The sequence below is a fragment of the Dehalobacter sp. TeCB1 genome (genome assembly GCF_001707455.1).
GTDB classification, from domain to species: domain Bacteria; phylum Bacillota; class Desulfitobacteriia; order Desulfitobacteriales; family Syntrophobotulaceae; genus Dehalobacter; species Dehalobacter restrictus.
On the sequence record NZ_MCHF01000023.1, the window covers coordinates 47,208 to 61,006 of the forward strand.

Genomic DNA, 13,799 nt, shown 5'->3' on the forward strand with positions numbered 1-13,799 from the left:
GAGGGATTTGCATTCGAGGCAGAAGTTTAATGAAAGACTGTACACCGGGAAGGATAGGAAATGAAGCAATGAACAGCATCACCTATATTTTAATTCAACTGATTGTTACTCTTTTGGCTGCACCGTTTGTGAGCGGCCTGATCAAAAAGGTCAAAGCTTTGACCCAAAAGCGCAAAGGTGCGCCTGTCTTGCAGATGTATTTTGATCTTTATAAACTGCTGCAAAAGACCTCTGTCGTTTCAGAGGTATCTTCGTGGATTTATAAGGTAGCTCCGTATATCGTTTTTGCGACAGCTCTGACTGCCGCGCTACTGATTCCTGTGTCAACCAAGATTGTACCGGTGCTGATTCCGGGTGATTTTATTATGCTCGTTTCCATCCTGGCACTCGGCAGGTTTTTTATGATGGCTGCAGCCCTGGATACGGGGAGTACCTTCGGTGGGATGGGAAGCAGCAGGGAGGCCATGATTTCTTCACTGATTGAACCATCCATCCTTGTGACCCTGTTTACGGTAGGCCTCCTTTCCGGGTCCACTTCACTGCCTCGCATTATGCAGACCGTACAGGTTACAGGGTTTCCTTTGGCTCATCCGGTTTATATGATGGTGGGGCTGGCGCTGCTGATCGTTATCATTGCGGAGACATCCAGAATTCCGGTCGATGATCCGTCCACCCATCTGGAATTAACGATGGTGCATGAGGCGATGATCCTGGAGTATTCAGGCCGGCACCTGGCTTTACTGGAATACGGTGCAGCCGTGAAACAGTTGGTTTTTATCACCCTGTTTGTGAATATCTTCATTCCGCATGACCAGCTGATTCCGTTTATGGGCTTCGGCGCTGTTATTTTGTCACTTCTGCTTTATTTGCTCAAAGTGGCCCTTATGGCGCTGGTCATCGCGTTGATTGAAGTCAATACAGTTAAGTTTAAGCTTTTCAGTATCCCGAATCTGGCTGCCTTATCTTTTATTCTCGCTTTTCTGGGAATTTTGCAATTCTTTATCCTGGGAGGTTATCATGTCTGAAAATCTTTTGGAAACCTTATCTGTGCTGATTTTACTTTCTTCTTTTGTGCTTATGGCCAATAAGCGAATCAGTTCCTATATCAAGTCTTTCCGTATTCAGTCCATGCTGATTGCTCTGGCTGCCGGGGTCATGGGAGTCAGAAGCCTGTCGGACGAAGGACGCTGGGATATTTTGATTGTCTGTATCCTGATTGTTGTTCTGAAAGTCATCTACATTCCAGGTCTTCTGAACAGGACATATGCCTCTGTAAGGTACAAAGTTGAAAAAGACTTTATCTTAAATATTCCAATTCTGGTTCTGGTCTGTTGCGGACTGGTTGTTTTTTCTTACTTCACGCTGGCAACGATTGACGGCAGCAGCCAGGGGATGTCCAATATGCAGCTCGTCAACTCGGTTTCCGTGATCTGGATCGGCCTTTTCTTTATGATCAGCCGTAAAAAAGCGCTTGGACAAATCATTGGCTTTCTGGTCATTGAAAACGGTCTGTATATCACGGCCATGCTCGCAACGCAGGGAATGCCTTTCATTGTGGACCTTGGGATATTCATTGACCTGGTGACCTTCGTTCTGATCATGGGTATGCTGACGTTTCGAATTAATGACCAATTCGACTCCATTGATACGGATCAACTCAATAATCTGAAAGGATAAGATACAACGATATGGGCTTTTTACTTCTGGTCATTCCAATCATTGCCTTACTGCTGCTCTTTATACTTAAACCGAAGCGGCTGCTGCACCTCGTCAGCGTCTCATCTGCTGTGCTGCTGCTGATCATCGCAGCTGTCCTGACCTATAAAGTCATACTGTATGGAGCGATTGCTTATTCTTCGCTGGGCGGATTTTTCTATCTCGATGCCCTGAGCATGATGATTCTGGATATTGTCCTGATGATAGGTTTGATGGCGGCCATCTTTTCGATCGGTTATCTTGAGGAAGAAGTCAAACAGGGTAAGCTGCCGGCCAAAAAAATCCGGCTGTACTATATGCTGATGGTGACCTTTATTTTTACGATGGTACTGGCGCTGACAGTCAAAAACATGGGTCTGATGTGGATTGCGATTGAAGCGACAACGCTGGCCTCGGCCTTTTTAGTCGGCTTTTATAACAATCGTTATGCGCTGGAAGCTGCCTGGAAGTATGTGATTATCTGTTCTGTCGGTATTGCAGTTGCCCTACTCGGCATCATTTTACTACACCTTTCTTCGGCCGGAATATTGGAGAACGGCTCATTTTTGGACTGGACTGCGCTGTACGCCAACGCGGCATCCTTAAAAAGTTCCGTTCTGCGCCTGGCGTTTATCTTTATTTTGGTCGGATTCGGGACGAAAGCCGGCCTTGCTCCGATGCATACCTGGCTGCCTGATGCGCATAGTCAGGCCCCTTCTCCGATTAGTGCCATGCTGTCCGGTGTTCTTTTGAACAGCGCGATGTATGGCATTATCCGGACGACGGCCATTGTGAATCACAATCAGGGGAGCAGTAGCTTTACCGGGAGGCTCCTCATCGGGATCGGGATTTTATCGATTGCTACCGCGGCTGTATTTATTCTGACGCAGAAGGATTATAAACGGCTTCTGGCTTATTCCAGTATTGAACATATGGGAATTATCGCTGTTGCTATCGGGATCTTTACACCGCTGTCTATTTTTGGCGGGTTGCTGCATATGATCAATCACTCGCTGACCAAATCCATGCTGTTTTTATCTGCCGGTAATATCATGCAGAAATATGACACCAAACAGATTTTCAAGATCAAAGGGATTTTGAAAACGCTGCCTATTTCCGGAACGGTCTTTCTGCTAGGTCTGTTTGCAATTGCCGGAACACCACCCTTCAGCGTATTTGCGAGTGAGTTCAGCATTACCGCCGCAATCTTCAACCAATTAAACCTCTGGGTCGGAATTGTGTTCATTCTGCTTCTGGCGGCTGTCTTTGCCGGAATCGCTGTGACGCTGTTTAAAATGTTTTATGGTCAGCCGGACAGTACGGAGGCTGCTGATCCTAGGACAGGAGAAATCAACATTCCCGGAACAGTCTGCCTGGTTGTTTTACTGACAGCCGTTGCAGCCGGCGGGATCTATCTGCCGGAAACAGTCCGGGAGCTGATCATTCAGGCCCAGAGCATTGTCCTGGGTACAATCTAAGGAAGGGATTCGTAAATCCTGTTAGAACAAAATGGTTTAAAGATAGCAACATTGTGACCCCCAGACCTAATTTTGGCTAATCAAGCTTGGATGAATTATTTGAGCAGGGAATTTGAGAACGTTGTACTAGTCAATGAAATATTGCTGAAAATAGAGGTAGAGATGATGAAGGCATCTGAATTAAAACAAATAATCGCAGAAAAGTTCTTCGTTGCAGAGTTGGCCGATATTGGCGGGAGAAACAGGAAGGGCCGGGAGCATGAGCTTTACCTAAAAATAGCTTCGGAAAGTATTCCTGGAATATGCGCTTACTTAAATAAAGAACTGGGTTATCCGCTCGTTCTGATGTTTGCCAATGATGAGCAAAGCCAGAATTCTTGCTTCGGCGTTTATTACGTTTTTGCGGACAGACAGGATACGTTGCTTCCGGTGATAAAAACGTTGGTCAGTCCTGACAAAATGGAAATACCGTCAATCAGTCATGTCATCCAGGCTGCGGCAACGTATGAGCGTGAAATTAAGGATCTATTCGGAATCATCCCAATAGGCCATCCGGATGCCAAAAGACTGGTTTTTCATAGCAACTGGCCGAACGGGGTTTATCCACTGCACAAAGCTTTTCCAGCAGGGTACAGACCACAGCGGGCTGCAGAAGAAATCAGCTTTCGCAAAGTTGAAGGGGAAGGGGTCTATGAAATTCCGGTCGGACCTGTCCATGCCGGAATCATTGAACCGGGCCATTTCCGTTTCAGTGTGGCCGGAGAACCGATCATTAATCTTGAAGCGCAATTGTACTTTGTCCATAAAGGAATAGAGAAACTGGCCGAACAGCAAAGCATTGAGAAATGCCTGTATATTTCAGAACGGATTTCCGGAGATGAGACCTTTGCAAATTCCCTGGCGTACTGTCAAGCCATCGAAAAAATTGCCGGAATCGAGGCTCCGATCAGGGCAGCCTACACCCGGGTCATTTTTGCCGAGCTGGAGAGACTGACCAGCCATTTGGGCGATCTCGGCGGTGTTTGTCTTGACGCTGCTTATGGGTTTGCAACGTTCCAGTTTCGGATGATCAGAGGCTGGGCCTACGCCTTAGCTGATGAACTGTGCGGCATGCGTTTCCTGCGAAGTGTCAATAAGCCGGGCGGGATTAGAAAAGACTTTGTGGCAGGAAAGGAAACCAGTCTGATTGGCCAGCTGAATAAAATCCGCCGCGAGCTTGAGGAAACTGTCGAGATTATCAAAGCCAACAGCTTGTTTATTGACAGGATTGAAAATACCGGTATCCTTACGCTGGAAATTGCGGCCGATCTAAACGCGGTCGGCCCAGGTGGCCGGGCTTCAGGACTGCGCTATGATGTCCGGAAATCTTTCCCGTACGCAGCTTATCCGCAGCTCAATTTTAATATCCCGAAACATTACAACGGCGATATCAACTGCCGGCTGAATACCAAAATTGAGGAATGCTTTGAATCCATTAACCTGATGATCCAAGCGATCAATCAAATGCCTTCAGGGAAAGTACTGGAACTTGTTGAGGCTGTTGAACCGTATCGCTTTGCTTTCGGCTTGACCGAAGCCCCGCGCGGCGAGAACATCCACTGGCTGATGACAGGCGAGAACAATACTGTGTACCGCTATAAAATACGGACGCCGTCTTTCTGCAACTGGCCGGCCCTCTGTCATGCCGTCAAAGGCAATATTGTGCCGGACTTTCCGCTGATCAATAAAAGCTTTAACCTTTCCTACGCAGGGAACGATCTCTAAAGCAAGCGGCGTACTATGTATGAGTACCACGTTCTTAAATTACCTATACAGATTCTTGGCACATCCTCTATTATATATATCAAAAACCATTATCTAGGGCAGGTCTGAGGGCCACAATACCACTTTCCGGCCTTTTGTGCCATCCATGGCACAAAAGGCCGAAAGCGGTATTGTGGCATGCAGACATACCCCAGATAACAAAATATACGGTACGAGCAAGGAAGACGAAAAATGTTTAAGACGCTAAAAAAGATCATTCAATATCCAAGGCTTACCCAGGAATATCCCAAAGTACCCGCCAGTGGAGGTCCGTTCCTGGGGCAGACCGAAATCAATCCTGAAAAGTGCAATTTTTGCGGGGAATGTGTCCTGCGCTGTCCATCTCAGGCAATCGTGATGGCTAAGGAAGCAGGAATCATTGGGATTAACTATGACGCGTGCATCTTCTGTGTGCTGTGTGAAGAAGTCTGTCCGACAGGCGCAGTAACGACCACCAATCAATTTGAGCTGGCTGAAAAGGATAAAGCAATGCTCCACGTGGATAAAACAGTGGCTGTCAAAAATCAAACGCTGATTATTGATGAAAACAACCTGCCTGACACCTCCTACAAAGCGGTCTGCATGGACCTGGAAGCAAAGATTAAAAAAATGTTCGGCCGGAGCCTGCAGATCAGAGAGGTGGATTCTGGCTCCTGCAACGGCTGTGATTATGAAATAAATGCGCTGAACAATCCTGTCAACGATATTGAAAGGCTCGGGATCAGTTTTGTGGCGTCGCCAAGACATGCCGATATGCTTTTGGTGACTGGCACCGCGACGAGAAATATGCAGCTGGCGCTGGTGAAGACGTATCATGCAGCACCTGATCCAAAACTGGTCGTAGCAGTAGGTGCCTGCGCCTGCAGCGGCGGCATTTTCAAGGATTCCTATGCCACCAGCAACGGCATAGATTCACTTGTACCGGTGGATGTCTATATCCCTGGCTGCCCACCGAGGCCTCAGGCCATCATTTACGGCATCTTGAAAGCGCTGGACCGGATGAAGTAAAGTTAGAGTTGACAAGGTACCAGTTGACTTTTTCCGGACGTGTATGATAATGGATAGTAAGCAGATAAAAATCCTAAATAGAAGTATTTTAGGATTTTTTTTGTGCTATATTATTTTGATGATTGTTCAGCTTGATAAATTGAGAATGTATAAGAATAAAAAACGTGTAAAGGATGGATCTTCTTGTCTATTGTTCGAGCTGCAGCGCTTCAGTTACAAGTATCTCCAGACAAAATGGAGAACTTCAACCGTCTCCAACAACATTTGGACAGCCTGGCTAAAGGGAATGTCGATCTGGTCATTTTTCCGGAAATGTTTAACTGTCCGTATCAGACGTCTTTATTTCCTGATTATGCAGAGGAAGAGGGCGGGGCATGCTGGCAGAAGCTTTCATCTCTGGCGGCACAGTATAAAATGTACCTCGTTGCAGGTTCGATGCCGGAAAGAGATCCGGAGAACAAGATATATAATACATCGTACGTGTTTGACCGCCAAGGCCGGCAAATAGGCAAACACCGCAAAGTTCACCTCTTTGATATCGAGATTGAGGGCGGACAGCAATTTCGGGAATCGGATACCTTAAGCCCTGGAAACAAGGCCACTGTATTTGACACGGAATTCGGAACGATTGGAGTCTGTATTTGCTATGACTTACGCTTTCCGGAACTGGCGAGGCTTATGGTTGATCAGGGTGCGAAGATCATTATTGTGCCGGGAGCCTTTAATATGACGACCGGTCCGGCCCACTGGGAGATCCTTTTCCGTACCCGGTCAGTGGATAATCAGGTTTTTACGGTGGGCGCTGCTCCAGCCCGTGATCCGGAAGCCAGATATACGTCCTGGGGGCACACGATCATGGTCGGACCATGGGGGAATGTCTTGCAGCAAATGGATGAACGGGAAGGTTTTATTATGCAGGATCTGGACCTGGCTGAAGTTACAAAAGTACGCCGTGAATTGCCGCTTCTTGCCCAGAGAAGGTCGGACCTGTATTAACTGACTTCAAAATGTCATCACGTAACGCGGAGATTATGACAAGGTAAGGCAGGGAGTTTTCGATGCAGAAACAAAAGTTTGCAGTATTCCAGGCACTCCTGGCAGCCGCACTTTTCGGGATAAGCACGCCATTGTCCAAATTGCTATTGTCCCATTTATCACCGATCATGATGGCTGCGCTTCTCTATCTGGGTGCAGGGAGCGGCATGTTGGTGCTGCGATTGATAATTAAAGTAAATAAGCCGTTATCTAAAGAAGCAGGTATTGCCAGGAAGGATCTGCCCTTTACAATTGGAATGGTTCTTTTGGATATGAGTGCGCCTATCCTGCTCCTGGTCGGATTGACTACGACTGCGGCTGCTAATGTATCTCTATTGAGCAATTTTGAAATCGCGGCGACGGCATTTCTTGCCTTGTGGCTCTTTAAGGAGACAATCGGGCCAAGGCTCTGGACGGCAATCATTCTCATTACTGCTTCCAGCATACTCTTATCACTAAAAGATCTTCAAGGACTGTCATTCTCCGCAGGCTCAATATTTGTATTACTGGCCTGTCTCTGCTGGGGATTAGAGAATAATTTTACGAAAATGCTTTCGCTGAAAGATCCTATGCAGATTGTCGTCATTAAAGGATTGGGATCTGGAGCTGGCTCCTTGCTTATTGCCTTTGTCACCAAACAAATGACAGCCGATTACAGCTATATTCTTTTTACGCTGATACTGGGATTCTTTGCTTATGGCCTCAGTATCCTTTTCTATGTCAGAGCCCAGAGAGACCTCGGGGCGGCTAGAACAAGCGCCTATTATGCTGTTGCACCGTTTATTGGCGTTGGCTTATCTTTTATTGTCGCCAAAGAACCCATAACAAGTAATTTTATCATTGCAGCCATTCTAATGATATTCGGGGCCTATTATGCGGCTAGGGAGAAACATGACCATCAACATCGTCATGAAGCGTTGTGTCATGACCATCGCCATCATCATGGTGACGGCCATCATAGCCATGTTCACGCTGATTTTACGACAGGGGAGCACAGTCATCCGCACGAACATGAAACCATACAACATGCGCATCATCATGCACCGGATATGCATCACAAGCATTAGGCATTAGACCTGATTTGATATTAAAACTCTTTATAAATGGGATAGCACTTTACAAATACAGTAACATATGTTATTAATAACATATGTTACTGTATTTTTTAAAATGGAAGTGAAGACGAACAAATGATGTCCATGATGATGTCCATTAATTATGCGATTCTGGGAATTCTCAGTACGCAGTCTCTGACGGGGTATGATCTGAAAAAAATTATTCAGGATTCATCGTTTATGTATTGGTCCGGCAATAACAATCAGATCTATAAAGCCTTGGTTGAACTACTGAACCTGGGTTTTGTGACCAATGAAATCCAGATGCAGGAAAGTTCACCTGCCAAAAAAATCTATACGATCACGGCAGAGGGGATCGTAGAATTGAAAAAATGGGTGCTTTCAACGCCGGAAATCGCGGAAATCAAAAAAACATTTCTGATACAGCTTGCCTGGTCGGATCTCCTGAATGATGAGGAATTGAAAAATTTGTTGTTGGCATATGAAGAGCAAATAAAAATGCAGATCATCCTGGAAAAAGAGAAAAGCCGCAGAGGCAGGTTTTCACCAGCCAGAAGCAGAAGGGAACTTACTATGTGGGGGATGATTCAAGAGAATATCATTTCATCCTATGAAAGTGAACTGAGCTGGCTGGAAACGGTCCGGAATAAGCTCGGCAGCGATTTCCAGCAATGAATACACGACAAGAAGAAAATGGCAGATGAATATCGAATGGAGGGAAAGCTATGAAAAACAGAATGGCCTTCCGTACTCCGGAAGGGAAAAAAGAAGTTCTCAGGATATATGATGCTTTATTGGAACAATGGTCAACGCAATATGAGATGATCCATCTGACTACCCGGTATGGCAAAACGTTTGTTTTAGCAGGAGGCGATCCGAACGCGCCGCCGCTGATTCTTCTCCATGGCAGCGGGATGAATTCCGTGATGTGGCTGGGTGATATGCCGACCTATACGAAGCATTTTCGCGGCCGTCGATATTCCAGGGGAACCTGGGAAAAGTGCCGAAGAACAGCTGCCTTTCGACAGTTCTGCTTATGCGGAGTGGCTTGATGATGTCTTTGGAGCGTTAGCGATCAATAAAGCAAGTATAATCGGGATTTCTTTAGGTGCCTGGCTCGCGATCAAGTATGCTGTTTTCCGGCCGGAAAAAGTAGAAAAGCTTGTTTTGCTTTGCCCATCCGGCGTCGGACCGCAAAAGGGTTCTTTCCTTTTTACAGCGATGTTCTATATGTGTTTTGGAGATCGCGGACTAAAAAAACTTTTCTATAAAGTGAATGGTAATCAGCCTATCCCCGATATCGTGCTGGATTATCAATTGCTGATTGGCAAGAGTTTCAACTTTCGCCGTGAAATGATACCCATTTTTCCCGATCAGGAACTGAAGTCCTTGACGATGCCGGTAGTTTTATTTGTCGGCGGCAAAGATATCATGCTTCATTCGGCGAAGACTGCTCGGCGGATGGAAACATTGGTTCCGCAGGGTAAGATCAATATTCTACCCGAGGCAGGCCATACACTTACCAATCTAACCACGGAAATCTATGATTTTTTAATTCAGGAATAATGTTATTAGAAATTTTAGGTGCGATATGATATCTTTAACATTGGCTGCCTTTGCAAGGAGTTATTTTACCGCGAGAATGCGAAACTATTTTTAGCCAGTGTGAGGTGCTTCATTTGATTCTATTATCGGCAGAAAAGATTACGAAAAGTTATAGTGAGAAAAAACTCTTAAAAGATATGTCTCTATTCATAAATGAGGGAGATAAAATCGGTGTGATCGGGACTAATGGCACCGGGAAATCAACTTTTTTAAAGATCATCGCCGAGATTGAAACGCCGGATGCCGGTACGGTGACGATGGCTTCCGGCGTCAGGATCAGTTATCTTCCGCAAAACCCCATATTCGGTGAACATCTGACGGTTTTGGAACAGGTGTTTCTGGGAGCCTCATCCGAAGACCAGGACTTGATGGAATATGAAGCAAAGTCGATTTTAACCAGGCTGGGCATTACGGATTTTTCAATGGATGTCAGCTTTTTGTCTGGCGGAGAAAAGAAACGCGTTGCGATTGCGCGTGCTCTGGTCAAACCGAGCGAAATTTTGATTCTGGATGAACCGACCAACCATTTGGACAATGAGATGGTCCTCTGGCTGGAAAATTATCTGCGCAAATACAGCGGAGCGATTGTTATGATCACGCACGACCGCTATTTCCTCGATCGGGTGACCAACCGGATGATTGAGATCAGCCGGGGAAACCTCTATAGCTATCCGGCGAATTATACCAAGTATTTGGAGCTGAAAGCTCAGCGCGAAGAAATGGAAATCAGCACGGAAAGAAAAACCAGCAGCCTCTACAAAACGGAGCTGGAGTGGATCAGCCGCGGCGCCAGAGCCAGAGGGACGAAAAGCAAAGAACGGATTGAACGATTTAAGCAATTAAGTGAGAGAGAAAGACCAACAGCCGGGGAGAAGCTGAACCTCAGCTCGGTGGCATCACGCCTTGGTAAAAAGACCATTGAAATGAACCATATCGCAAAATCCTATACCGGAAAAATGCTGATCCGGGATTTTGACCATATCATTCTGCGTGACGCCAGAATCGGCATTGTTGGCAAAAACGGCTGCGGCAAATCGACGCTGTTAAAAATGATCATGGGCCTGGTTGAGCCGGACAGCGGGACGATCGTTACAGGGGAAACCGTCAGGATCGGTTATTTTTCACAGGAAAGCGAAGAGATGGACCCCTCTCAGCGTGTCATCGCCTATATTCGGGGTATTGCCGAAAACATTGAGACGGTGGACGGAACAGTGACAGCCACGCAAATGCTGGAACGCTTCCTGTTTCCAGCTGATTTACAGTGGAATACCATTGCCAAGCTTTCCGGCGGCGAACGCAGACGACTTTATCTGCTCAGCGTGCTGATGAAAGCCCCGAACATCCTACTGCTGGACGAGCCTTCCAATGATCTGGATATAGAGACGCTGACCATTTTGGAAGATTACCTGGAGAACTTCAACGGTGCTGTGGTCGTCGTCTCCCATGACCGTTATTTCCTGGATAAAGTCGTAGACCGGATCTTTGAATTCCAGGAAGACGGGACACTGCGGCAATATGTCGGCGGTTATTCCGATTATCAGGAACAAATTACGGATAAGGGCAGAGAAGAAAAAGATAGTTCTAAAAGAAACAGTCCTTCAAGTGGTTCAAGTACTTCAAATACTATAATCACTTCAAGCAACATAGGCATTTCAGACCAATTTAATTGTAGTGATCCCCAGGGTGAAACCGCCGAACCCAGGAAAAAATTGAAGTTTACCTACAAGGAAGAACAGGAATACAGAAAGATCGAAGAAGAGATTGCACAGCTCGAAGCAAACTTGCGTACACTGGATGAAACCATTTCGCGGGAGACCAGTAACTATGCCAAATTGCAGGAATTACTTTCCGAGAAAGAAGCGTTGGAATGTGCCATTGCCGGCAAGATGGAACGCTGGATCTATCTGAACGACCTTGCTGAAAAAATTGCTGCTGCAAAATTATAATCCTTCGACAAACGTTGATTACGTATGTTATAATGACTACTTGATTGTATTATAATGGCGACTTGGTTGCACGAATAAGGATGGTAATAAAATGATCAGTACGACTGGAATATCTCTTCGTTACGGCGGACGTGCTTTATTTGAAAACGTCAATATTAAATTCATCCCCGGGAACTGTTACGGTCTCATCGGTGCGAACGGCTCCGGCAAATCGACCTTTTTAAAAATTCTCTCCGGTGAGATAGAAGCCAATAAAGGAGATGTCTCGATTGACCCCGGTGAAAGAATCGCTGTCTTAAAGCAGAACCACTTTGAATTTGACGAAGTTGAGGTCTTAAAAACCGTCATGATGGGCCACAAAAGGCTCTGTGAGGTTATGGATGAAAAAGAAGTTCTCTATGCCAAACCCGATTTTTCCGAAGAAGACGGCATGAAGATCGCCGAGCTGGAAGCGGAATTTGCAGAAATGAACGGTTGGGAAGCCGAATCCGAAGCGGCAACCCTCTTAAACGGACTCGGTATTGGCGAAGAGTACCACGATAAAAAGATGAAGGAACTCGACGGCAATGAAAAGATCCGGGTCCTTTTGGCCCAGGCCCTATTTGGAAGTCCAGATATCCTGTTGCTGGACGAACCCACAAACCACCTCGACATTGCCTCCATTACCTGGCTCGAAAACTTTCTGTATAACTTTGAGAACACCGTCATCGTCGTTTCTCACGACAGACACTTTTTAAATAAAGTCTGCACGCATATTGCCGATATCGACTTCGGCAAAATTCAGCTTTATGTTGGTAACTATGATTTCTGGTACGAATCAAGCCAGCTGGCGTTGAAGCAGATGAGAGACGCTAATGAAAAGACGGAAGCCAAGAAAAAAGAATTGCAGGAGTTTATCCAGCGGTTCAGTGCCAATGCTTCCAAGTCCAAACAGGCCACATCCCGTAAAAAGCTTCTGGAAAAACTGACTCTGGAGGATATCCGACCGTCATCCCGCAAATATCCGTTTGTTGATTTTAAACCGGACAGGGAAGCAGGGAATGACTTGCTGGCCGTGAACGGAATCAGCAAAGAAGTAGAAGGGGAAAAGATCCTGAATAACGTCTCATTTATTGTCAGCAAAGGCGATAAGATTGCGTTTGTAGGTCCTAACGGTCTACCCAAGACAACCTTGTTCAAAATATTAATCGGGGAAACAACTGCCGACAGCGGAGACTTCAAATGGGGCGTCACCACATCCCAGTCCTATTTCCCGAAAGATAACGCGGCCTATTTTGACAATGTTCATCTGAGCCTTGTCGACTGGCTCAGACAATATTCCGGTGACCAGACCGAAACCTTTGTCAGAGGCTGGCTTGGCAGAATGCTTTTCTCCGGCGAAGAAGCGCTGAAGGAAGCAGCAGTGCTTTCCGGAGGCGAAAAGGTCCGCTGCATGCTGGCGAAGATGATGCTCTCCGGCGCCAATGTGCTGTTGTTTGACGAACCGACCAATCACCTCGACCTGGAATCGATCACTGCCTTGAACGACGGGCTGATCAATTATAAGGGGACGATTCTGTTTGTGTCACATGACCACCAGTTTGTTCAGACCGTGGCCAACCGGATCATTGAAATCACGCCGAACGGGATCATCGACAAGCAGATTACGTACGACGAATATCTGGAAAGTGAAGATATCCAGGCGCTGCGCAAAAAGATGTACGAGATGTAGGCTATTTTATTTCCTAATATAAAATGTAAAGCGGCAGAAAAAATTGATGCTGTTCATCGTTTATTCAGACGATTGGCAGCATTTTTATTTTTGAGCAATTTGACTTTTTGGGTCGAATCTGCTTGTGAGAAAATTCCTATTTTAAATGATGATGTGGTACAATTTGGAAACCCCGACGTTAACCATGTGAAGCGGGGTGACAACCCCTGCAAGCCGCAGATCGGCTTCGGTAGCGAGCGAGGCCTGTTCATGTAACAGAACAGATTGTCCTTGATGAATCGTAGGGATGGACGGCGTAGTCGAGCGCCGCGTTCAGCATGCCCATGATGTTCACGAGCATGTTCTTGAAATACCCGTGCAGGTATATGTCGTTGGTGAACTCTTGGAGCATCGCAGGGCTGAGCGCCTTCAGGCGGTAGTGCCAGAGCTTAGGCTTGACGTG

General features: G+C 46.3%; 10 protein-coding genes and 1 pseudogene. All 11 read left to right on the forward strand.

The features are described 5' to 3' along the window. Positions 1–29 precede the first annotated feature (29 nt). The 11 genes and pseudogenes from A7D23_RS06590 to A7D23_RS06640 all read left to right on the forward strand — a co-directional run bounded on the left by A7D23_RS06590 (position 30) and on the right by A7D23_RS06640 (position 13,357). Positions 30–1,025, forward strand: a complete 996-nt coding sequence (locus tag A7D23_RS06590) for an NADH-quinone oxidoreductase subunit H (RefSeq protein ID WP_019226100.1) — start codon at positions 30–32, stop codon at positions 1,023–1,025. Next, the gene (locus tag A7D23_RS06595; RefSeq protein WP_019226101.1) at positions 1,018–1,677 is read left to right on the forward strand and encodes an NADH-quinone oxidoreductase subunit K; all 660 of its coding nucleotides are present in this window, start codon (positions 1,018–1,020) and stop codon (positions 1,675–1,677) included. Before A7D23_RS06590 ends, A7D23_RS06595 begins: the two co-directional genes overlap by 8 nt. A gap of 11 nt (positions 1,678–1,688) precedes the next feature. Further along, positions 1,689–3,173, forward strand: a complete 1,485-nt coding sequence (locus A7D23_RS06600) for a hydrogenase 4 subunit F (RefSeq protein ID WP_019226102.1) — start codon at positions 1,689–1,691, stop codon at positions 3,171–3,173. Between the two features lie 90 nt (positions 3,174–3,263). After that, positions 3,264–4,937 carry an NADH-quinone oxidoreductase subunit C gene (locus tag A7D23_RS06605; RefSeq protein ID WP_019226103.1) on the forward strand — a complete coding sequence of 558 codons (1,674 nt, stop codon included), beginning with the start codon at positions 3,264–3,266 and terminating at the stop codon, positions 4,935–4,937. Positions 4,938–5,168: 231 nt separating this feature from the next. Then, positions 5,169–5,984, forward strand: coding sequence for an NADH-quinone oxidoreductase subunit NuoB (gene nuoB, locus A7D23_RS06610; protein ID WP_019226104.1), 816 nt, complete (start codon positions 5,169–5,171; stop codon positions 5,982–5,984). 183 nt (positions 5,985–6,167) lie between these two features. Then, positions 6,168–6,980 carry a carbon-nitrogen hydrolase family protein gene (locus A7D23_RS06615; RefSeq protein WP_025205727.1) on the forward strand — a complete coding sequence of 271 codons (813 nt, stop codon included), beginning with the start codon at positions 6,168–6,170 and terminating at the stop codon, positions 6,978–6,980. Positions 6,981–7,042: 62 nt separating this feature from the next. Continuing rightward, positions 7,043–8,086 (forward strand): DMT family transporter, encoded by a 1,044-nt coding sequence (locus tag A7D23_RS06620; protein ID WP_019226105.1) that lies wholly within the window; start codon positions 7,043–7,045, stop codon positions 8,084–8,086. A gap of 123 nt (positions 8,087–8,209) precedes the next feature. Further along, entirely contained in the window at positions 8,210–8,770 is a 561-nt protein-coding gene (locus A7D23_RS06625) for a PadR family transcriptional regulator (protein ID WP_019226106.1), read from the forward strand. Between the two features lie 50 nt (positions 8,771–8,820). Further along, positions 8,821–9,661, forward strand: a pseudogene (locus A7D23_RS06630) (alpha/beta hydrolase). A gap of 113 nt (positions 9,662–9,774) precedes the next feature. After that, positions 9,775–11,646 carry an ABC-F family ATP-binding cassette domain-containing protein gene (locus tag A7D23_RS06635; protein ID WP_019226107.1) on the forward strand — a complete coding sequence of 624 codons (1,872 nt, stop codon included), beginning with the start codon at positions 9,775–9,777 and terminating at the stop codon, positions 11,644–11,646. Between the two features lie 91 nt (positions 11,647–11,737). Then, positions 11,738–13,357 (forward strand): ATP-binding cassette domain-containing protein, encoded by a 1,620-nt coding sequence (locus A7D23_RS06640; protein WP_019226108.1) that lies wholly within the window; start codon positions 11,738–11,740, stop codon positions 13,355–13,357. Positions 13,358–13,799 lie beyond the last annotated feature (442 nt).

Coding starts and splice junctions, on each gene's coding strand:
- A7D23_RS06590 (WP_019226100.1), top strand. CDS start 30: ATGAAAGACTGTACACCGGGAAGGATAGGAAATGAAGCAATGAACAGC.
- A7D23_RS06595 (WP_019226101.1), top strand. CDS start 1,018: ATGTCTGAAAATCTTTTGGAAACCTTATCTGTGCTGATTTTACTTTCT.
- A7D23_RS06600 (WP_019226102.1), top strand. CDS start 1,689: ATGGGCTTTTTACTTCTGGTCATTCCAATCATTGCCTTACTGCTGCTC.
- A7D23_RS06605 (WP_019226103.1), top strand. CDS start 3,264: ATGAATTATTTGAGCAGGGAATTTGAGAACGTTGTACTAGTCAATGAA.
- nuoB (WP_019226104.1), top strand. CDS start 5,169: ATGTTTAAGACGCTAAAAAAGATCATTCAATATCCAAGGCTTACCCAG.
- A7D23_RS06620 (WP_019226105.1), top strand. CDS start 7,043: ATGCAGAAACAAAAGTTTGCAGTATTCCAGGCACTCCTGGCAGCCGCA.
- A7D23_RS06625 (WP_019226106.1), top strand. CDS start 8,210: ATGATGTCCATGATGATGTCCATTAATTATGCGATTCTGGGAATTCTC.
- A7D23_RS06640 (WP_019226108.1), top strand. CDS start 11,738: ATGATCAGTACGACTGGAATATCTCTTCGTTACGGCGGACGTGCTTTA.